13 protein-coding genes, 2 tRNA genes and 1 pseudogene are annotated in these 20,243 nt (G+C 56.3%); 3 read left to right on the top strand and 13 right to left on the bottom strand.

Features of this window, described 5'->3' with window-relative positions; genetic code table 11:
• Positions 1–41 precede the first annotated feature (41 nt).
• From AB9N64_RS15100 to AB9N64_RS15085, 4 genes are all read right to left on the bottom strand, one after another.
• The gene (locus AB9N64_RS15100) at positions 42–836 is read right to left on the bottom strand and encodes a carbon-nitrogen hydrolase family protein (protein ID WP_371359500.1); all 795 of its coding nucleotides are present in this window, start codon (positions 834–836) and stop codon (positions 42–44) included.
• 10 nt (positions 837–846) lie between these two features.
• Positions 847–2,550, bottom strand: a complete 1,704-nt coding sequence (locus tag AB9N64_RS15095; RefSeq protein WP_014720191.1) for an NAD(P)/FAD-dependent oxidoreductase — start codon at positions 2,548–2,550, stop codon at positions 847–849.
• A gap of 147 nt (positions 2,551–2,697) precedes the next feature.
• Positions 2,698–3,144: an Lrp/AsnC family transcriptional regulator gene (locus tag AB9N64_RS15090; RefSeq protein ID WP_003194755.1), complete on the bottom strand. Its 447-nt coding sequence runs from the start codon at positions 3,142–3,144 to the stop codon at positions 2,698–2,700.
• Between the two features lie 112 nt (positions 3,145–3,256).
• Positions 3,257–3,390 (bottom strand) — tRNA-Ser (locus AB9N64_RS15085).
• Positions 3,391–4,235: 845 nt separating this feature from the next.
• Between AB9N64_RS15085 and AB9N64_RS15080 the strand changes: the two genes are divergently transcribed.
• Positions 4,236–4,901, top strand: a complete 666-nt coding sequence (locus tag AB9N64_RS15080) for an RES family NAD+ phosphorylase (protein WP_060766699.1) — start codon at positions 4,236–4,238, stop codon at positions 4,899–4,901.
• 32 nt (positions 4,902–4,933) lie between these two features.
• Here AB9N64_RS15080 and AB9N64_RS15075 read toward each other — a convergent pair whose 3' ends face one another.
• The 3 genes from AB9N64_RS15075 to AB9N64_RS15065 all read right to left on the bottom strand — a co-directional run bounded on the left by AB9N64_RS15075 (position 4,934) and on the right by AB9N64_RS15065 (position 9,341).
• Positions 4,934–5,569, bottom strand: a complete 636-nt coding sequence (locus AB9N64_RS15075; protein WP_060766700.1) for a DnaB-like helicase C-terminal domain-containing protein — start codon at positions 5,567–5,569, stop codon at positions 4,934–4,936.
• A 1,869-nt stretch (positions 5,570–7,438) separates the two neighbouring features.
• Positions 7,439–8,179, bottom strand: a complete 741-nt coding sequence (locus AB9N64_RS15070; protein ID WP_060766702.1) for an HNH endonuclease — start codon at positions 8,177–8,179, stop codon at positions 7,439–7,441.
• Between the two features lie 307 nt (positions 8,180–8,486).
• Positions 8,487–9,341, bottom strand: a complete 855-nt coding sequence (locus AB9N64_RS15065) for a DNA cytosine methyltransferase (RefSeq protein ID WP_060766703.1) — start codon at positions 9,339–9,341, stop codon at positions 8,487–8,489.
• A gap of 90 nt (positions 9,342–9,431) precedes the next feature.
• Here AB9N64_RS15065 and AB9N64_RS15060 point away from each other — a divergent pair.
• Positions 9,432–9,707, top strand: a pseudogene (locus AB9N64_RS15060) (tyrosine-type recombinase/integrase); the annotation flags it as partial.
• Between the two features lie 161 nt (positions 9,708–9,868).
• Here the strand turns inward: AB9N64_RS15060 and AB9N64_RS15055 are convergent.
• From AB9N64_RS15055 to rpsU, 5 genes are all read right to left on the bottom strand, one after another.
• A tRNA-Ile gene (locus AB9N64_RS15055) sits at positions 9,869–9,945 on the bottom strand.
• Between the two features lie 15 nt (positions 9,946–9,960).
• Complete coding sequence (locus AB9N64_RS15050; RefSeq protein ID WP_371359499.1) at positions 9,961–13,704, bottom strand: EAL domain-containing protein; 3,744 nt, start codon at positions 13,702–13,704, stop codon at positions 9,961–9,963.
• A 134-nt stretch (positions 13,705–13,838) separates the two neighbouring features.
• The gene (gene rpoD, locus AB9N64_RS15045; protein ID WP_020302171.1) at positions 13,839–15,686 is read right to left on the bottom strand and encodes an RNA polymerase sigma factor RpoD; all 1,848 of its coding nucleotides are present in this window, start codon (positions 15,684–15,686) and stop codon (positions 13,839–13,841) included.
• A gap of 67 nt (positions 15,687–15,753) precedes the next feature.
• The gene (dnaG, locus tag AB9N64_RS15040) at positions 15,754–17,724 is read right to left on the bottom strand and encodes a DNA primase (RefSeq protein ID WP_014720188.1); all 1,971 of its coding nucleotides are present in this window, start codon (positions 17,722–17,724) and stop codon (positions 15,754–15,756) included.
• 442 nt (positions 17,725–18,166) lie between these two features.
• A complete protein-coding gene (gene rpsU, locus AB9N64_RS15035; protein WP_002551877.1) occupies positions 18,167–18,382 on the bottom strand; it encodes a 30S ribosomal protein S21 in 216 nt (71 codons plus the stop codon).
• Positions 18,383–18,585: 203 nt separating this feature from the next.
• On the opposite strand from rpsU, the gene tsaD reads away from it, so the two are divergent.
• Entirely contained in the window at positions 18,586–19,611 is a 1,026-nt protein-coding gene (gene tsaD, locus AB9N64_RS15030) for a tRNA (adenosine(37)-N6)-threonylcarbamoyltransferase complex transferase subunit TsaD (RefSeq protein ID WP_003194748.1), read from the top strand.
• 31 nt (positions 19,612–19,642) lie between these two features.
• Here the strand turns inward: tsaD and plsY are convergent, their stop codons facing one another.
• Positions 19,643–20,212, bottom strand: coding sequence for a glycerol-3-phosphate 1-O-acyltransferase PlsY (gene plsY / locus AB9N64_RS15025; RefSeq protein WP_014720187.1), 570 nt, complete (start codon positions 20,210–20,212; stop codon positions 19,643–19,645).
• Between the last annotated feature and the right edge of the window lie 31 nt (positions 20,213–20,243).

The raw sequence follows: 20,243 nt of genomic DNA, 5'->3' as shown, positions 1-20,243 counted from the left end.
TCCGAGGCGTGGGAAGTGCCTATGCTAGCAAACCCAATGGGTCAGGGCTTGTGCAGTGCGCCGTAGAGTTCGGCGCGACGGTCTTGCAGGTAGTGGTTGGCGGCGCGGGCGTCGACAATAGATTGGCGATCCAGGGTGCCGACGATCAAGGCTTCATCCAGGCCGGCCTGGGCAATTCGCTGGCCGTCCGGCGCGGCAATGCTGCTTTGCCCGCAGTAGTGAATCTCGCCTTCGTGCCCGCAATAGTTGGCATAGGCCACGAAGCATTGGTTTTCAAAGGCTCGCGCCCGCACGGTGACGTCGGCAACGAAGTCGAACGGCACCATATTGGCGGTGGGCACCAGAATCAGTTCGGCACCGGCGAGGGCCAGGCGCCGGGTGTTTTCCGGAAACTCCAGGTCGTAGCAAATCAGCATGCCCACCTTCCACCCGTTCAATTCCACCACCGGGAAATCATCGGGGCCGGCGCTGAACATTGAGTGGTCAAGATCGCCAAACAAGTGGGTCTTGCGGTAATTGCACAGGCGCGTGCCCTGGGCATCGATCAACTGCACGGCGTTGTAGACCTGGCCGTCTTCGGCCCGCTCCGGGTAGCCATACAGGATCGCCAGCCCGGCACTTTGCGCCAGTTGGGCAATCGCCTGCGCCGATGGCCCATCCTGTGCCTCGGCCAGTGCGCCAACGGCTTCGGCGCCAATGTTATAGCCGCTGAGAAACATCTCTGGCAGCACCAGCACATCGGCGCCGTGTGCTTCATGGGCCAACTGGTGCAGGCGCTGCAGGTTAGCGGCCACATCCAGCGGCAGCGGCGGGCATTGGTACAGGGCGACACGCATGCTCAACTCCTTATTCTGCCAGGGCGATTGGCCCTATTTCATCGAATACGTCGCCTGGGCCTGGGTTCTCCGGGTGGGTGCTGCCACCGAAGTGATTCATGATGCCCCATACCGCGTTGAGCGAGGTTTGTACCGCGCCTTCGACCCAGGCGGGCGTCCACGATACATCATCACCCGCGATGAAGATCCCGCGTTGTTCGGCGGGCATATCCTTCTGCATGAAGTGCGCATACATCCGCTGGTTATAGCGATAGTGACCGGGCAAGGCGCCTTTGAAGGCCCCGAGGAAATGCGGATCGGCCTCCCAGGACACGGTGATCGGGTCGCCGATGATGCGCGCCTTGATATCAACGTTGGGGTAGATCTTCTTCAGCGCATCGAGGGCCAGTTTCACCCGCTTGTCGATAGGCTGGGGCAGCATCTTCAGTGCGTCGCTCATCCACGAGTAGGACAGGCAGATCACCCCCGGCTTGTCGTCACCGTTATCGAACAGGTAGGTGCCCCGGGTCAGGCGGTCGGTGAGGGTCATGCTCATCAGGTCGCGGCCGGTTTGCGGGTCTTTGTCTTTCCAGAATGGGCGATCAACCATCACGAAGGTTTTCGATGACTGCATGTAGCGAGTGCGATCCAGGGCCATCCACATTTTTTGTGAGAACAGGGTTTCGTCGCATTCGATTTGTGTGGTCAGCAGCCAACTTTGGCAGGTGGTCAGCACCGCCGCGTATTCGCGCGTGTCGCCATAGTTGTCGGTAACAGCAAAGCGGCCATCGGCGGCGTGGGCAATGCGCTTCACGCCTGCCCGTGGTGCGCCTCTATGCAACGAGCTCAGGCTGGTGCCGGCCGGCCAATGGGCGCAGCGCTCTGGCACATGGCGCCAGATGCCCATGGGCACTTGTGCCACGCCACCGACGATCAGGTGTTGATGATCATCGCAGTTGGTCATTACCACACGGAAGATTTCCAGCATGGAGTTGGGAAAGTCAGAGTCCCAACCGCCGGTGCCGAAACCGACCTGGCCAAACACCTCGCGGTGGTGGAAGGACAATTTGGCGAAGGCTTTGGAGGTGGCGACGAAGTCGTAGAAGGTACGGTCATCCCACAGCGGCACGAGCTTGTTCCACAGTTCCTTGAGCCGTGGCACGTCGCGGTCGCGGATTGCCTGCTGGATATCGCCGAACTGCGAACCGGCCTCCAAGGCGTCGGCCCAGGCATCGGCGACTTCCTGGAACAGTGCCGGTAAATCGGAGAGTTTTTGCGCATAGTGAGTCTGGCCTTCCAGATCGATCACGGTGCTGCCGGACGCCGGTGTCAGCGGGTTGGGAAAGGGCTTGGTCTCCAGTCCAAGTTTGTCCACGTAATGGTAGAACGCCGTGGACGATACCGGGAACCGCATGCCGCCCAACTCGGCGATGATGCCTTCGGCGCCTTCAAAGGCCTGCGAGCGCAAGCGGCCACCCATCTTCGAGGCTTCATACACAACGGGCTTGAGCCCGAGTTTCATCAGCTCGTAGGCCGCAACCAGGCCCGCGATCCCGGCGCCGACGATCGCCACTTCGGCGCCATGATTGGCCGCAGGAATACTGCCCAGCCCGGCGGGGTGTTCGATCCAGTCATCAAAGGCAAACGGGAAGTCCGGGCCGAAAATGGTGATGGGTTTCTTACCGTCGCCCGGGTGGCGATTGGGCTTGCTGAGGGTGCTGGACGGAATGCTCATGGCTGACCTTACTGACGGCTCGGCGGGAGGAGGGCCCGTTGAGTATAGGAAAAGATGGCAGCCAGTTTAGGGGGCGTTGCGCTCGTTAATAAGACGCAATGTGTCGTCGGATTGTACTGGTTTTAGTCAATATGACGAAGGTAGTGATCAGATTGGTTGTCCGCGATCCAATTTGTTACTGAGGATGATCGAGGTGGTGGTTTTTTCCACGCCGTCAACACTGCCGATCTGGTCCAGCAATTGGTCCAGTTGCTCTGGCGAATCGGTGCGCAGCCAAGCCACGTAATCGAACTCTCCACTTACCGCGCACAACTGCTGCACTTGCGCCATGGCGCTCAGCCTGCGCAACACCTCTTTGCCCGAACGGGGTTGCACGGTAATGCCCACATAAGCTTGCAACCCCCCATCCGCAACGCGCTGGCCCAGGCGCACGCCGTAACCGGTGATGACCTGGGTTTTCTCCAGGCGGGCCAGACGCGACGTGACGGTGGTGCGCGCGATGCCCAACTGCCTGGCGAGCATGGCCACGCTTTCACGGGCGTTGAGCTGCAGGGCGGCGATCAGTTGGCGGTCGATTTCGTCTAGGGCGGGCAAGGGGGGGGCTCCAGTGCGGGGGCAATGAGCAAGCATGGTACAGGCTTGGCCTGGCTGAAAGAACCGTGATGCCAGATACGCAAAAGCCGCGCAATGCGCGGCTTTTTTTGTGTGGTGGGCCCAGTAGGACTCGAACCTACGACCAAGGGATTATGAGTCCACATTATGGTCGTGTGTTTGCTGGATACGGTCAATATAATCAGGGCTTTCAGGATGATTAGAGCTGCGATGTTCACCAATATATCCGCCTAAAATGGACACTTTTTGGACACCTATCATAAGGCGCTCTCCCTGATAGGGGAGCGGTTTGGTCAAAATGTCCGGTAGTGGTCCAGTTGGTTCAAGCCACGGGGCATTACTCCTTAGATGAGTAGGCTCCGTCCAACATCCAAAACGCCCTCATATGCAAGTTTTCGCATCTGAGGAAGCGGTATATAAGGCTATGGCGTCATCGGATACACCTGGTTTTAACGGGTATCTCTCTTGGCTGACTTTCCAGTCCTTTCCAAATATCCCAAATGTTGAAATGACCCAGATGAGGGCGTAGGCCGCAGTCACGGTGCCCTTGCCCGCGTATTTCATCAGTCGACCTTTTGCACAAAAAAAACACCTAATGCCCGTTGGCGGGAGGGGGAAAAGTGCTTTTGCCTCCTGATTTTTTCTTTAGTGCTGATTTCTGATCATTGGCAAATCGCTATTTTAATTTCGTTAGTTTTTTGCTGATTCGGATTAGTGGATGGCGTCGTAACGAAATAATGAAATAACCTTTTAACGCTTTAACGCTTTAACGCTTTAACGCTTTAACGCTTTAACGCTTTAACGCTTTAACGCTTTAACGCTTTAACGCTTTAACGCTTTAACGCTTTAACGCTTTAGCTACGTAACTACGTAACTACGTAACTACGTAACTACGGTGCCCTGGTGTCCTGTCAAAAAAGTTTAAAAAATAGTGGTGTTTTTATCAGAAGTCGGTTGTAATTCTCTGGCAAGCAGGTGCTTGCACTGGCGCCCGTCGGATGTCGACGGGCATTTAAAACGCAAATGGGATTCGCTCATGAGCAAGTTGTTTGATTTTTATAGGAGTACGCGGTTTGGTAGACGAGGAAAAGAAACAAAGTCAAGATGTTGAGCAGAAAATTCAGTCGGCGCTTCTGAAACATCCGGAAGTAATTGTCGATTTTAAGAAGGGAACGCCGTTTTTTCGCGTTCAACCAACCCGGCATAAGGATCCTGTCTTCTACAACAAAAACTCTGATAGTAGATATGGGGATTTGAATAAGGAGATCGGGGTTTGTTATGTGGCTGCCAACACTGCGGTTGCTATTGCTGAGACGCTTCAGCATGGCGGTGAGGGGCCAGGCTCGCCTGTCTTGATGTCAGAGATTCAGGGGATGTCGGTGCACGAGTTAGCTGCGGATAGGGATCTCCGCTTGGTAGACGTGGCGAGGATGAGCGCTTACGTAGGGGGCCACAAGCTCAGGCATCTTGTCGAGGCGAAGGGTCAAGGTAGTGAGGGGTATTCACTTACCCAGACTGTAAGTGCCGCATGCATGAGGCATAGCAAGGAAATCGACGGTTTCCTCTATACCTCCACGGTATTCCCTGCGGCCTCAAACGACGGTTGCAACGTCGTGTTGTTTGAGGGAAGAAAAAAACAGTTAGTACCAGTGAGCTCTAAACCTTTGACAGAGGTCGAGCTTGAGAACGGTCAGACAGCGATTGAATTCTTAGCGGATTTAGACGTGACCGTAGAGTGAAAGGCTGAGCTTCCCTTACGGGAAGCTCAGCTTTACTTGCCCATTTTCAAGCGGTTCTTGAAGTCTCGCACAATTATCTGGAATGCAGGATCGACGTCCAGAAGCTTATAGCGAGGCTGCACATTTTCGGGGTCGCCAGGATTGGAATAATCCATAGTGTTGGCGAGAAGCCCAATCAAAAGATTTACCTTAGGCTCATCTTCTGGATCAATTTCCACTGCCTTAAACAGCTTTATTATTGACGTTGCGGCTTTATTGTTCTCGAACTGAAAGTCAGGGTAGTACTTGCGTCGGTTATGGGTGTAAGCAATGACTTGCCCCGATTTGGTTTTCTTACTCAAAGCCTGCTTTGAGATTCCAAGTATCTGGCATGCATCGCCCGCATCTAGAAGATCGTAAGACGATTTAACCGCCTCAAACGCTTTCGACTTCATCTGAGCGAAGGCAATTTCGTTGCGAGCTTTAATGCTTAACGGCTTCTCATTACTTTTTCCCGTCTTTTTAATAATGACGGCCAAAGCCTTGTCGTCATCGAGATTCGCAGCATTGATAACCTCGGATTCGGACACTTTGTTCATCCGGGCTATGAATTTTTGCACGAGCGAGGCTTTAGCTTCGTCAAGTGACTTGACGGCGCTTTGGGGTCTCTCAATCGCTGCGGTGTTCATAGGGTCTCCTTTCGTTGCTCGTATTTGAGCAAGTAACCAAAGCGTACGCCTCGGTTGGCTTTCTTGTCAACCTGTCAACCTGTCCACTCGTCAACAAAATGTTGCTTCCACTCTCCCGTGCAGGCATAAGTGGGTAATGCAGCTCGTTACCGTCGTTCTCACTGAGTTTTGGAGTTTTCGTATGCCCATGCCTTCAACCCCTACCTATATAGCGCGCCTTGGCGAGCTTCGGCACAAATCTCCGCGTGTCGCAAAACTAACTGCCAGGATTGCTGCGGCCATAAAGCCTGAGTGTCAATCACTTGAGTCCGAGGACCTGGAGCGAGTGCTATTTGATCACGCAAATGCTATCGCCTATCAGATCCCATCTTGCACCATACGCCTTAGCGTTTGGCTCAACCTCTTGGCCAGGGATGAAGTGAAGGTCCTAGAGCACCGGGACGTCGCTATCTTTGTCAACGAAGCGGCTACCTTGGGCGGAGCATCCGGCATGCTGACGGGGAATCCTGAGAAACCTGGCTCGTTAGACTGATTCTCTATATTGAAGGGCTGGGGGCTGTTGACAGGATGCCCGTAAGCGACAGCGACAAACTGTGGAATACAATAATTTCCAACTTGTCGGCGTGGAAAATCGTCAAAATTCGTCTAAAATTCAAGATTTTAAAGAATTTAACATCTATTTTTTGTTGGTTTGAGCTCTCGTGGTTTGTTAAAAATCCATCTTCAAACTCGCTATTTTCGCGCCCGCGAAAATGGCGAGAGTAGGGCTCAACGGTTGCTATGCCACCCGGATCTTAAAGCTGCTTTAAAGCAAAGCTTCCGAAAAGATTCTGCATGCGAAACCTTCGGCGCCTGTCTTCGACTGTTCCTATTTGGGTTCGAGTGCTGATCGAACAAGCTGCGCAAATTTAGCAGCTAAATTTTGGCAAAAAAAAACCGCCTTAGGAGGGCGGTTTTTTCGTCGCGTATTCGGTAGGTCCGAATACGCTTTCTCACAGGGAATCTCTAACGGGGCTGAGTCTATAAGAGAGTAAATAACGGCGCCACTACGATTTCCGCAAAATCGAACCTAAACGATGAACGAAAGCAGCTTTATGAAAGCGCTGCGAAAATCGTTGAAGGAAATCTGCAAGCGAATCCGTCAGTTCTAGAGTGTTGAATAGTAACGTGGCTTTGTATGGAAATGCTGTGAAATCAGCGCATCTACGCCGAAAAGTTTCTAATTTTACGGTATACCGTGAATTTTGAAATATTACTTTTTGTGGTTTGTCAATGCCCAAAGCGCAAATTGAAAAATAAACTACAAGTTTTGGTTTTAACTCTTTTTACACTGTGCTTCGGCGGTTAACATCCGGGCCATCATCAGGATTCGTCCTATGAGAGGCCCCTCGCACACGGTGTAGGAACCGTGCCGGAAACGCATCATGCTAAGGGCCTAAAAATACCTTGCCTCACAGGGAATCTCTAACAATTCCCCTACAAATGCACGTGTTCCGGTAAGTGCATTGAGGCAAGTCCAATGTTGGAGGCTTTATGTCTCGATTTTGGCAGCTCATGTGGGGTCTGGTGCTGAATGTGTTTCGCGCTCACAGCGTGTACCGTTTCATCCGAGATTGTTGGGATGAGTTTTCCTAGCTAGTGCTGCAATCCACGCCCCGGCTTTTGCTGGGGCGTTTTTTTGTCTCCAGACTTATTTAGCACTGATTAGCCCTCGTCCAACCTACTTACATTTACGTTGCAGCAGTTTAGGTACCAAAGGCTTCTGAGGGGTAGCGGCATTCCGTCAGAGGCGGCGACCATTATTTCTCAGCCGTTCGCTGCCACTCAACTATCTGCGTGCAGGCATGTGGCTAGGGGAGAAGAGAGGAGTCAGTCATTCTCATTTTTACCTTCTCTAAGAATTTGCATTGCTGCTTGACGATGCCGCTCTTCTGGCCCCAGTTGTGATAGAAATGAAAGTACAGCTTCGGTTTTGTACCAGTATGTCGCATGGTCAAAAGCAGGGCGTAGGGCATCCAATTCGTCACTCGTAAGCGACGCAGCGAATGCACGTAATCGGATTTCCGTTTGCTCGCGACGTAAATGGCACGGGCGGCATAAGGCGCGCAATGCACTGAGTGGATATTCCCAAGGCTCGTATGCTTGGCGAATGGTGGTGTAATAACAGTGGTGGGCATCTAAGCGCTGATTGGCGCCGCAGTCTTGACAAATCTCTCCAGCTCTCTTTTTTACCAGTGCAGCTTTTTCCGTCCAGCGTGGATCCTTTAGTTTGGAAGCGTACGTACCTGTGAGTCTAGAATAGTCATAGCCCTCGACTGGATAAAAACCCATGTTCCAGGAGTGCCCGAGCTCATACCAGAATCCAAACGACTCGACCAGATCGTCAAACTCTTGAGTGTCGCCACCAAAACTCAACAATGTGTGCAAGCTGCTGCCGTCAAATGCCAACACGAGCAAAGAATCGGTTCCATAGCATTCGCCTCTCGAACGCCATTCGTCGATACCAATGAAAAAAGCGTCGCCGAGCATTTCCTCCTTGATCAACCACTCGGTCACTGCGGCACGCATCCGCTCAAGGTTTTGCATCATGTCTGTAGTAACGAGTGACATAGGTGAACTCCTATGATTCTTATACGCGACAAGGATCAACAATTATGGTGCAGGTACGCATTAGCGCCATTTCAGGTTGCGCACACAGACAAAGTAAAGGTTAGCCACGTGCAGGGTTCTAGGGCGTCGAACAGGCGCAGGAGCAGAGTGCTCAGGGTTTGAACAAGAATATCTAGGAAGAGATCAGAGAGAAGACGCAACATGGAGGGTGTCCCCAAAGAATGTAGAGGACACGCTATATATAGATCAGCTGTGGATGGCGTCAACATATTTGTTTCAGCGACGACCAATTTTACCGCCCAACTTTTTATGTGTGGGGTGGTTCCTGTGCAGTTATCAAACCCCGCCCAACCCACTCCGCCACCTGCGTAACAACGGCATTTCCGGCACCAAAAGCCTCCGCAAGGTTGGCCGCATCCAATCCGAGGCAAAACCCATCATCCTCAGCCGCTCGCTGCCGCTCAACCATCTGATCCCATCCGTTCGGCTCAGCGACGAAAGTGGTACAGCCCATAGAGATCTGCGATCCGGCTTTGTTTGCCAGTAAAGTATTGGCAGCCCAGGCATCCGCGGGCCGTGGCCAGGGCTGCGATTGAGACGCTGGAGATATTGCGTCCACTGGCGCGGCGTCAGCCAGGAGCTGGATGGGGGGCATTTTTCGATAACCGGCGACCAGGAATACGCGTCGACGTTGCTGGGGGACTCCGAAATATTGAGCATTAAGCACTCGCCAAAATCCCACATACCCGCAGTCCGCAAGGGCCCGGATGACTGTCTCAAAGTCGCGGCTATCGTTGACAGCGAGCAGGTTAACGACGTTCTCAAGGACCACCCAGCGAGGTTGTGTTTCTTTGAGGATTCGTATGACTTCCCAAAACAATCCGCTGCGTTCGCCTTGTAAGCCTCGAGGTGCATGGCTCCCCGCGATGCTGATGTCCTGGCAGGGGAACCCGGCAGTGATGACATCAACGGCGGATAGGTTGTGAGCGCCGCATTCGCGCACGTCTTCAAACTGGCGTGCATGGGGAAATCGATCGGCAAGCACAGCCCGGTTGATGGGGTTGAGTTCGACTTGCCAGGCGGTGCGGTATCCGGCGTTTTCAAATCCGACATCAAAGCCTCCGATGCCTGCAAACAGGCTTCCAATGGTGGGTTGGTGCATTCATTCACTCGGTGATGGGTTTAAGTTGCGCAGAAAGCGCGGTGGCAGAGGTCGCGTGTGTGGTGAATTCGGCGGCGTTTTCCGGCGGCGGTGTCGGCCCATGCTTGTGAGCGGCGATCCAGCAAGAATCGAACAGTCCCAATCTCTGACGCCATCTACAGCCGCTTGAAGAAGGCTCTACCGTTCAAGCCTTCCTACGATGCTTTCAGGCGTGCCGTTGATGCGGTCGGGCTTGATCTGCCGCCTGGACAGTTAACGCATGTGCTGCGCCATACCTTCGCTAGCCATTACATGATGAAAGGCGGGGATATCCTCACGCTGCAAAAAGTATTGGGTCACGCGACGTTGGCAATGACGCAAAAGTACGCCCATTTCAGTCCCGGACACATGAAAGACGTCGAGAATCTCAATCCGATGGCAAATCGAAATGGACACTTTTTGGACACTTTGGCGTTTTCGGCAAAAACTCAGACTGAAAAACCAGGGTCCAAAAACGACGAAAGCCGCGCAGTGCGCGGCTTTGAGTATGGTGGGCCCAGTAGGACTCGAACCTACGACCAAGGGATTATGAGTCCCCTGCTCTAACCAACTGAGCTATAGGCCCTCAGTAGGTCGCGGATTATAGCGATGGTTTGTTCACTGTGCCATCCGAAAAATCCTTGTGCCGTGTACGAAGGAAGCTGGCGGCAAAAAGCTCCGGCGGCAGGGGCAGGCTGACGATGTAGCCTTGCATCTGTTCACACCCCTCGCTTGCGAGGAATGCTTGTTGCGCCGGAGTCTCCACGCCTTCGGCGATGATGGTGAATTGCATGCTGTGGCCGAGGGCGATGATGGCGCGCACGATGGCTGCATCGTGAGGGTCGTCGGGCAAGCCGCGCACGAAGGATTGGTCGATTTTGAGGAAGTCCAGGGGCAGGCGCTTGAGGTAGCTGAGGGACGAGTAGCCGGTGCCGAAATCATCGATCGCCAATTGGACGCCCAGGCGCTTGAGTTGGTGCAACACCGCGAGCGCTTCTTCGGCTTGGCTCATGATGAAGTTTTCGGTGATTTCCAGTTGCAGGCAGCCGGGTTCGAGGCGGTAATCGTGCAGCAGTTGTTCGATGCGTGACAGCAGGTTGGGGTGACGCAGTTGCGCGCCTGCGAGGTTGACCGACAGGGGGCCGAAATCCTCGAAAGCCGCTTGCCAGGCGTGCAACTGCCGGCAGGCCTGTTCCAGTACCCAGTCGCCGATTTGCAGGATCATGCCGTTCTCTTCGGCCAAGGCGATAAAGTGTTCGGGCGGGACGTCGCCCAGAGTCGGGTGGTGCCAGCGGATCAAGGCTTCGGCGCCGATCAGTTGTTGGGTGACCAGGTTGCGCTTGGGTTGGTAATACAGGCTCAATTCTTCACGTTCGATGGCGCGGCGCAGTTCGTGCTCCAGCGCTACGCGTTCATTGGCTTGGGCAGTCAGGTCGCGGGTATAGCGCTCGACCCGGTTACGCCCCTTGGCCTTGGAGCGATACATTGCGGCGTCGGCATTTTTGACCAGGGTGGCGACGTCGGTACCGTCTTGCGGATACAGGCTGGTGCCGATACTGGCGCTGATAAAGAACTCATGCTCGCCGGCTTGGAATGGCGGGGTAAAACAGTCGAGCAGTTTGTTCGCCAAGTGCTGGGCGTCGCTGGCCTGTTGCAAGCCGGGCAACAGGATAATGAATTCGTCGCCGCCCAAGCGAGCAACGGTGTCCACGTCCCGCAACTGCTCCTTGAGGCGTACGGCGATGTCTTTGAGCAGCAGGTCGCCGACCGGGTGGCCGAGGCTGTCGTTGATGTGTTTGAAGCGATCAAGGTCGAGAAACAGCACCGCGCCCTGTTTACCACTTTCCTGCTGGCCGTTGAGGGCGGCCTGCAGCCGGTTTTCAAACAGGGTGCGGTTGGGCAGGCCGGTCAATGGGTCGTGGTGGGCCTGATAATCCAGGCGTGCCTGGGCCAGCTTGAGGCTGGAGATGTCGGCGAACACGGCAACGAAGTGGGTGACCAATTGCTCGCGGTTACGCACGGCGCTGATGGTCAGCCAGCTCGGATACACCTCGCCGTTCTTGCGGCGGTTGGAGATCTCTCCTTGCCAATGACCGTGGGCCGTCAACTGGTGCCACATCGCCGCATAGAACGCGCTGTCATGCAGGCCGGAGGCGAGCAGGCGCGGGGTATAACCAAGGGCTTCAACCTCGCTGTAGCCGGTTATCTCAGTGAAGGCGCGGTTGACGGCGCTGATGTTCTGCCGTGTGTCGGTGATCAAGACGCCTTCGGCGGTGCTTTCGAACACCGTGGCGGCCTGCTGCAGTTTTTCCTGCATCAACTGGCGTTCGGTGATGTCCCGGGCGATGGTCAGCATGCAATCTTCGTCGCCAATCGGCAGTGGGCGGCTGGACACTTCGCACAGGCGAATCTGGCCGTCGGCACGACGGATATGACAGATGAAATCGCGGACAAAGCCGTCGCGCTGCATCAACTCCAGCATGTGCTTGCGTTCGTTGAGGTCGACCCAGATGCCTAGGTCCAGGGTTGATTGGTCAAGTGAGGAGGCGCTGGTGAAGCCGGTCAGGTGGCTGAAACCTTCGTTCACTTCAATCAGCAGGCCATCGCTTTGGCGACTCAGTAGTAAACCGTCAGGGGAAGCATGGAATGCCTTGGCGAATTTCTCTTCGGAGGTTTGCAACTGCTGTTGGGTTTCCTTGAGCTCGGTGATATCGCGCACCACCACCACCAGGGCTTCAGTGGTATCGAGTTGGAACGGCTCAGCTGAGATCAGCCCGGTAAATGCCTGACCATTGCTGCGCAGAAAGGACATTTCCAGGTTACGGATACTGGTGGTCTGTACCCGCTGCAGCAAATCCGGACCGACGCCCTGAATGCCCCATATATTCAGATCTGAGGCGGTTTTGCCTACCACCTCGTCGGCGCGCAGCCCAATCTGGTCCTCGAATGCCTTGTTGACCTCCAGCAGGCAGCCATCAGATAACTGGGCAATCACCAGGATGTCCGGGCACTGCTGAAACACCGAGGCAAATTTCTGCTCGGACAGTTGCAGGGCTTCTTCGGTGCGCTTGGCTTCGCTGATGTCGATCATCAGGCCGCGCAGCACTGGCTCGTGGCCGTGTTCGATCAGGCTGACAATGTCACGTACCCACAGGCAGCGGCCATCAGCGGTGATGACCCGGTAATCAATGCTGTGATCACGGTTAGCACGAGTTTCCCGATAGCAATAGGCCTCGGCGCGGGTCAGGTCGGCGGGGTGGATGATGTTGCGCCAGAAGCCTGGAATCAACCAGTGGGCGCGGGGATAGCCGAGCAGGTCTTCGGCATGGGGCGACACGTAGCTGTAGGTGAAATCGCTGATGCTTGCTTCCCAGGCGATGGCGGACAAGCTCTCCACCAAGCCGCGATAGTGGTACTCGCTGCTTCGCAGTTCTTGTTCAAGGGCGACCCGGCGAGAAATTTCCGAACTGAGCCGGCGATTGATCCGAATAACGATGGCCAGCACCGTACTCAATAGCAGCACCGCTGGCAGGCCGTACGTGAGCAAGTCAGCCCAGAAGGTGCGGTGATCGGTGAAGCTGCCGACCCAATGTTGCTGGATTGCATCCGTTTCGGCTGAGCTGAGGTCGGCGAGGACTTTGTCCAGGATGCCCACCAGGATTTTTTCATCCCGCGGGACACCCATCGCCAGTTGGTAGCGGTAGGGCGTTTCGCCGCTGACGTATAAACCGTCGAGCTTGAGTTGGCGCAGGCTCCAGACGCTGGAGGCGAGGTCGCCGACCACGGCATCCACTTCATCGGTGGCCAGGGCTTGCAGCGTCGAACTGACGTTGGGCAGGGCGACCAGATTCAGGTCCGGATGGTGGGTGCGGAGCAATTCATGGGGCGCGTAGTTTTCCACCACGGCAATTTTAAGCCCGTACAGATCCTTGAGGCTGCGTGGTTTCGCGCCGCCTTCATGGGCCAGGATGACGATGGGAAAGTCGAGATAGGGGCGTGTGAACGCCAGGAAGTTTTGGCGTTCGGGGGTGGACATGATGCCAGGCAGCAGGTCGAGCTGATTATTGCGGGCTTGTTCAAGCACCGCAGTCCAGTTAACCGGTTCGATCAGTTTGATACGCACACCCAGGCGGTCCTGGAGCAGGCGTACGTAATCGGCTGCCAAGCCCTGATATCGGCCATTTTCATCGCGATATTCAAAAGGTGGCCAAGACGCATCCACGCCTAGGCGCAGCTCCTGATGGTCCGCCAACCAGCTACGCTCATCATCCGTAAGAGTCAACGCGCCAGCCGTTGCGGTCCAGGTCAGCAGCGACAGCAGTATCACGGTCGGCAATCTGGGCATAACGGTCTCGTTATGGCACGGGGAATGTCTCGAGTGTAGACGGGCATTGCGAGGGCGGGGTGTGCGAGGCAGTTAATCTGTGCAAAGCAATCGGTAGAAAGCAAAACCCCCGGCCTGGGCCGGGGGTTCTGGTATCACTCGTCGAGGAAGGAGCGCAGATGCTCGCTTCGCGTCGGGTGGCGCAACTTGCGCAGCGCCTTGGCTTCGATCTGACGGATCCGCTCACGGGTCACGTCAAACTGCTTACCGACTTCCTCAAGGGTGTGGTCGGTATTCATGTCGATGCCGAAACGCATGCGCAGTACCTTGGCTTCACGGGCAGTGAGGCCGGACAGTACGTCGCGAGTCGCTTCTTTCAAGCTCTCAACAGTGGCGACATCGATTGGCGACTGCATGGTCGAGTCTTCGATGAAGTCACCCAGATGGGAGTCTTCGTCATCACCAATCGGCGTTTCCATGGAGATCGGCTCTTTAGCGATCTTCAATACCTTGCGGATTTTATCCTCAGGCATTTCCATGCGTTCGCCCAGCTCTTCCGGGGTCGGTTCGCGACCCATTTCCTGCAACATCTGCCGGGAAATGCGGTTGAGCTTGTTGATGGTCTCGATCATGTGCACCGGAATACGGATGGTGCGGGCCTGGTCGGCGATCGAGCGAGTGATCGCCTGACGGATCCACCAGGTGGCATAAGTCGAGAACTTGTAGCCGCGACGGTATTCGAACTTGTCCACCGCCTTCATCAAACCGATGTTGCCTTCCTGGATCAGATCAAGGAATTGCAGGCCACGGTTGGTGTACTTCTTGGCGATGGAGATCACCAGACGCAAGTTCGCTTCAACCATCTCTTTTTTCGCGCGGCGGGCCTTGGCCTCACCGATCGACATGCGACGGTTGATGTCTTTGATTTCTGCAATCGTCAGGCCGGTTTCGGTCTCAAGCGCGGTCAGCTTCTGCTGGCAACGGATGATATCGGGCTGCAGGCGACCGATGGCTTCGGCGTATTTCGCCTTGCCCTTGGCCAGTGCGTCGCTCCAGCTTTCGTCAACTTCGTTGCCCGGGAACTGGCGCAGGAAATCGGTACGCGGCATGCGCGCATCACGCACACAGAGCTGCATGATCGCACGCTCTTGGGCACGCAGACGCTCAAGGGCGCTGCGAACACGCTCAACCAGGCCTTCGAATTGCTTGGGCACCAGCTTGATCGGCATGAACAGCTCAGCCAGGGCCACCAGCTCGGCAATCGCCTGCTTGTTGCCGCGACCGTGCTTCTTCAGGGCCTTGCGGGTGATTTCCATTTGATCGGAAACCGCACCGAAGCGCTGGGCCGCGATGACCGGGTCTGGACCGCTTTCGGCTTCTTCTTCGTCGTCGCTGCTTTCAGCTTCGTCGTCGTCGGAGTCGTCGTCCGCTTTTGCGGCTTTCGCATCAACAGGCGGCGGTACTTCGGCGGCAGGCGGCGCAATGCCGTCGTCCGGGTCGATATAACCGCTCAGGACGTCAGACAGGCGGCCACCTTCGGTGGTGACGCGAGTGTACTCGGAGAGAATGTGGTCAACCGTGCCAGGGAAGTGCGCAATGGCGCCCATCACTTCACGGATGCCCTCTTCGATACGCTTGGCGATTTCGATCTCGCCTTCGCGTGTCAGCAGCTCGACGGTACCCATTTCGCGCATATACATGCGCACAGGGTCTGTCGTGCGGCCGATATCGGTCTCCACCGCAGCCAACGCGGCGGCAGCTTCTTCAGCGGCGGCTTCGTCGGTATCGGCGTCGGCCAGCATAAGGGAATCCTTATCTGGCGCAGTTTCGAATACGTTGATCCCCATGTCGTTAATCATGCGGATGATGTCTTCCACCTGCTCAGGATCTGAAATATCCTCAGGCAGGTGGTCGTTGACCTCCGCGTAAGTCAGGTAACCCTGCTCACGACCAAGAAGTATCAACTCTTTGATACGAGACTGCTGTTGCGCTTTTCCGGACATAACACCCTATCCACTGAAGGTCTTGGCGGGCAAAAAACAAGCCGAGGATTATACCCGAGCTATGACCTCACACGCCAGCTGAGGTCGGGTTTGATGCGTAAACATTCTGTTTTAAGAGGTCGCGCATCTGTTTTGCTATCTGAATTTGCTCTTCAGCCGATAATCCCGGCTGCCTTGCTCTCTTGATAAGTTCGTCGAGGGTCTGAGTGTGTTGACCCGCGGATAACCTATTAATGGTGTCTAAAAACTGTTGTTCAAGGTTGTCGCCGTCAATTAGCCACTCCTTTTCCGCCAGTGCCCGCAATAAACGGCCCTGTTCCGTGCCATGCCAGCGAGCCATCAACTGGATTGAGTTTAGCTTAGGGTTTTTCTGCACGGCTTCGATCAGTGCAATAAGCACCTGAGCATAGGTATTGCTCTCGTTGGCAAAGTGGTCGGCACTTTCAACCTTGCCGGCCAATTGTGGGTGGTGAATCAGTGTGCGCAGTGCAATCAGTGTGGGGGCTTCCACCGCTACGGGCGTGCGTGGCGCGTAGGCTTCATCGCGATCACCGCGCTTGCCGTTTTTGCTCCACGGCTTTTTATCCCACTTCTTGCCACCTGCGCCGGGCTTCTTTGGCGTCCATTCCTGCTGGGGCGCGAAGGCCTCCTGAGGTTGGTGAAAGTCAGCGTAGTCCGGCATGGCGTCGTAATCCATGCCGGGGTCGTAGGCTGGCGGCGCCTCTTGCGGGGCGCTGTGCACCAGCTGGCTGACGGCTTCACCGCTCAAACCGGTGATCTCCAGCAGGCGCTGGCGCATCAGTGTGCGCAAATTGGCGCCGGGGACTTTGTCGATCAGCGGCGCCGCAAGGGTGGCCATATGGGCCTTGCCCTCCAGGGAGCGCGGGTCGGCTTCTTCGGTCAGTTGCTGGAAAAAATAATCCGCCAGCGGCTGTGCATGTTGATTGATGCGTGCACGGAACGCATCGGTACCTTCCGAGCGCACCAGCGTGTCCGGGTCTTCGCCTTCGGGCAGGAACAGGAAGCGTGCGCGACGCCCATCCTGCAGGCTCGACAGCGTGGCTTCGAGCGCGCGCCAGGCGGCGTTGCGGCCAGCCTGGTCGCCGTCGAAGCAAAACAGCACGCTGGGCACGACACGGAACAGGCGCTTCAGATGTTCTTCGCTGGTGGCGGTGCCGAGGGTCGCGACCGCGTTGCGCAGGCCTTGTTGGGCCAGGGCGATCACGTCCATATAACCCTCAACCACGATGATTTCGTCGAGGTTGCGGTTGTTCTTGCGCGCCTCGAACAGGCCGTAGAGTTCCTGGCCCTTGTGGAACACCGGGGTCTCCGGAGAGTTCAGGTACTTGGGCTTGTCGTCCCCGAGTACACGGCCGCCGAAGGCGATGATGCGGCCACGGCTGTCGCGGATTGGGAACATCACCCGGTCGCGGAAGCGGTCATAGCGCTTGCCGGTCTCGGCGTTTTCCACCAGCAGGCCGGCATCGATCATGGCCTTTTGCTGGAGGGTGTCGCTGCTCAGGTGTTTATACAGATTGTCCCAGCCCGGCGGAGCGAAGCCGAGACCGAAGTCCCGAGCGATTTCGCCGGTGAGGCCGCGGCCTTTGAGGTAGTCGACAGCGGCCTTGCGCTGCGGATGGCTCTTGAGTGCCTGGCGGTAAAAATCGGCGGCAGCGGTAAGCAGCGGGTACAGCGGCGAATCGGTGGGTTGCCGGGGTTTGTGCGGGCGGCCACTTTCTTCGCGGGGCACTTCCATTCCTGCGGCTTTAGCCAAGTCCTCGACAGCCTGGGGGAAGTCCAGGTTGTCGTGGTCCATCAGGAAACCCAGGGCATTCCCGCCCGCCCCGCAACCGAAGCAGTAATAGAACTGCTTGTCGGGGCTGACGCTGAAGGATGGGGTTTTTTCTTTATGGAACGGGCAGCAGGCGGTGTAGTTTTTGCCGGCTTTTTTCAGCTGTACGCGTGAGCTGACAACATCGACGATGTCGGTGCGGTTCAGAAGGTCGTCAATAAAGCTCTGGGGAATCAGCCCGGCCATGGCGTTCTCGTCATCACTGCGTGTAAATGAGGACCCGTGAGGTGTTCAAGCGCACGTATAGGGGGCTCGATCATCATCGTCTGCATGGGTCATCAGGAAGTGTATCTGCCGAATATTCACTGAGGGTAGTTTCTGATCAGTCTTCGGCATGGAAATGTTGCCCGGGCGTCCGGTCTTGGCCAATGGCAGCCTCGGAAACGCATCGATGGGCACAGCCGACACGGTTGATCGTCTGTTTGAAGAATAGGTGTGCTCGTCAGTAGCCTTGTTAGGCTCGTCAGAAGAGACGTGCACCGCTGGCAAAAGAGCCAGCCCTGACGTGTGAAGCAGTGTCTCGGTCGCGTGTGCGGCGTCGACGGTGAAGCATCAAGCGATATCCGCAAATGCCAACAGCCCGGCTGAGGGCCGGGCTTGGCAGAAGCTTGCTACGAACGTCTGTGTATTAGTACAGACGAACGGCGCGGCGCTGTTCGCGCTGAACTTTCTTAGCGTGACGCTTAACAGCGGCTGCTGCTTTGCGCTTACGCTCAGAAGTTGGCTTCTCATAAAATTCGCGGCTACGAACTTCAGCCAGAACACCGGCTTTTTCGCAGGAGCGCTTGAAACGACGCAGAGCTACGTCGAAGGGTTCGTTCTCTTTTACTTTGACGGCTGGCATCCAGAGCTACCTTCTTTCATTACCGGGAATCAACGTTCTCGTCGCAAAAAATTCGCGGCTGAGGTCGTCGGTTTTTAAGGGTTGCGGATGTTAACCCCTCATTGCCCGGAATGCAAAGCCTCTGATCGAAAACCGCTAGTCGGGAGGGGGAGTGGCGACTATTATGCGCGCCTTCGAATTCAGCCTCTACAAGGCGCAAACCCATGCTAGTACTGGGACTTGAAACCTCCTGCGACGAAACCGGAGTCGCACTATACGACAGTGAACGCGGGCTTTTGGCCGATGCACTGTTCAGTCAGATCGACCTGCATCGCGCCTATGGCGGCGTGGTGCCGGAGCTTGCCAGCCGCGATCACGTCAAGCGCATGCTGCCATTGATCCGCCAGGTGCTGGATGAGGCCGGTTGTGTGGCAACCGAGATCGATGCCATCGCCTATACGGCAGGGCCCGGATTGGTCGGAGCCCTGCTGGTTGGGGCCTCTTGCGCCCAGGCGCTGGCCTTTGCCTGGGGTATTCCTGCTCTTGGTGTGCACCATATGGAAGGCCACTTATTGGCGCCCATGCTGGAAAAAACACCGCCGGAGTTCCCGTTCGTCGCTTTGTTGGTTTCGGGCGGGCATACGCAGCTGGTTCAGGTGGATGGGATCGGTCAATACACACTGTTGGGCGAGTCGCTGGACGATGCCGCCGGTGAAGCGTTCGACAAAACCGCGAAGATGATGGGGCTTAATTATCCGGGGGGGCCGGAAATCGCCCGTCTTGCCGAGAACGGCGTTGCCGGTCGCTACACCTTCCCGCGGCCGATGTGTGATCGTCCTGGCTTGATGTTCAGTTTCAGCGGTTTGAAAACCTCTGCCTTGAACACCTGGCAGCAGAGCGTCAGCGCCGGGGACGACGGCCAGCAAGCCCGTTGCGACATCGCGCTGGCGTTCCAGCAGGCTGTGGTGGAGACTTTGACCATCAAGTGCAAGCGCGCCCTGAAACAGGCGGGCATGAAGCGGCTGGTGATCGCAGGCGGCGTCAGCGCCAACAAGGCGTTGCGCAGTTCCCTGGAAAAAATGCTCGGCGACATGAATGGCAACGTGTTTTACGCACGCCCTGAGTTCTGCACTGACAACGGCGCGATGATTGCCTACGCCGGTTGCCAGCGCTTGCAGGCCGGGCAGCACGAAAGTCTGGCGATCAGCGTGCAGGCGCGCTGGCCGATGGAGCAATTGCCGCCGTTGTAAGGTTCAAGGGCACCGGGTCCAGGCGGGGTATTTAAAAATGCCGTTCGCGCCCGGCAAACAGGTCGCGTAGATTGCCGCGGTGGCGCCAGACGATCAGCAGTGTCAGCACGCTCATCGGTAGCAGCGCTTCTGGTTCCTGCCAGGCCAGCAGCGGCAGGGTCAGCGGCGTGGCAATCAGCGCGGCCAGCGAGCTGGTGCGGGTCAGGTAGAACGTCAGCAGCCAGGCGAGCATGGCCAGTAACGCCGCAGGGGGGTAAATGCCCAGCAGCATGCCGGCCGCCGTGGCGACGCCCTTGCCGCCGCGAAAGCGGAAGTACAACGGGAACAGGTGGCCCAGGACGGCACACAGGCCCACCCAGGCTTGCTGTTGCAAGCTAAGGCCGACGAGGCTGGCGATGAGCACGGGCAGCAGGCCCTTGCAGACGTCGCCCAGCAAGGTCAGGACGGCGAGTTTCTTGCCGGCCAGGCGCAACATATTGGTGGCGCCGGCATTGCCTGAGCCACTCATTCGCGGATCGGGATTTCCCGTCAAGCGGCTGAGCAAAATGGCGAAGGACAGCGAGCCGAGCAGGTAGGCGAAAATCGCCAGTGACCAAAACATGCTAACTATTCCGGGCGAGGACGCCCTGATT

Origin of the sequence: Pseudomonas sp. KT_2_4, from assembly GCF_041410225.1 — a bacterium.
Classification (GTDB): domain Bacteria; phylum Pseudomonadota; class Gammaproteobacteria; order Pseudomonadales; family Pseudomonadaceae; genus Aquipseudomonas; species Aquipseudomonas paracarnis.
Note: the sequence above shows the minus strand (reverse complement) of the source record. Positions and strands in the feature narration are given on the sequence as shown.

What these genes read in the sequence shown, in the direction of transcription:
- tsaD (WP_003194748.1), top strand. Translation starts at nt 18,586, where the DNA reads ATGCTAGTACTGGGACTTGAAACCTCCTGCGACGAAACCGGAGTCGCA.
- AB9N64_RS15050 (WP_371359499.1), bottom strand. Translation starts at nt 13,704, where the DNA reads ATGCCCAGATTGCCGACCGTGATACTGCTGTCGCTGCTGACCTGGACC.
- rpsU (WP_002551877.1), bottom strand. Translation starts at nt 18,382, where the DNA reads ATGCCAGCCGTCAAAGTAAAAGAGAACGAACCCTTCGACGTAGCTCTG.
- AB9N64_RS15095 (WP_014720191.1), bottom strand. Translation starts at nt 2,550, where the DNA reads ATGAGCATTCCGTCCAGCACCCTCAGCAAGCCCAATCGCCACCCGGGC.
- rpoD (WP_020302171.1), bottom strand. Translation starts at nt 15,686, where the DNA reads ATGTCCGGAAAAGCGCAACAGCAGTCTCGTATCAAAGAGTTGATACTT.
- plsY (WP_014720187.1), bottom strand. Translation starts at nt 20,212, where the DNA reads ATGTTTTGGTCACTGGCGATTTTCGCCTACCTGCTCGGCTCGCTGTCC.
- AB9N64_RS15075 (WP_060766700.1), bottom strand. Translation starts at nt 5,569, where the DNA reads ATGAACACCGCAGCGATTGAGAGACCCCAAAGCGCCGTCAAGTCACTT.
- AB9N64_RS15065 (WP_060766703.1), bottom strand. Translation starts at nt 9,341, where the DNA reads ATGCACCAACCCACCATTGGAAGCCTGTTTGCAGGCATCGGAGGCTTT.
- AB9N64_RS15070 (WP_060766702.1), bottom strand. Translation starts at nt 8,179, where the DNA reads ATGTCACTCGTTACTACAGACATGATGCAAAACCTTGAGCGGATGCGT.
- AB9N64_RS15100 (WP_371359500.1), bottom strand. Translation starts at nt 836, where the DNA reads ATGCGTGTCGCCCTGTACCAATGCCCGCCGCTGCCGCTGGATGTGGCC.
- dnaG (WP_014720188.1), bottom strand. Translation starts at nt 17,724, where the DNA reads ATGGCCGGGCTGATTCCCCAGAGCTTTATTGACGACCTTCTGAACCGC.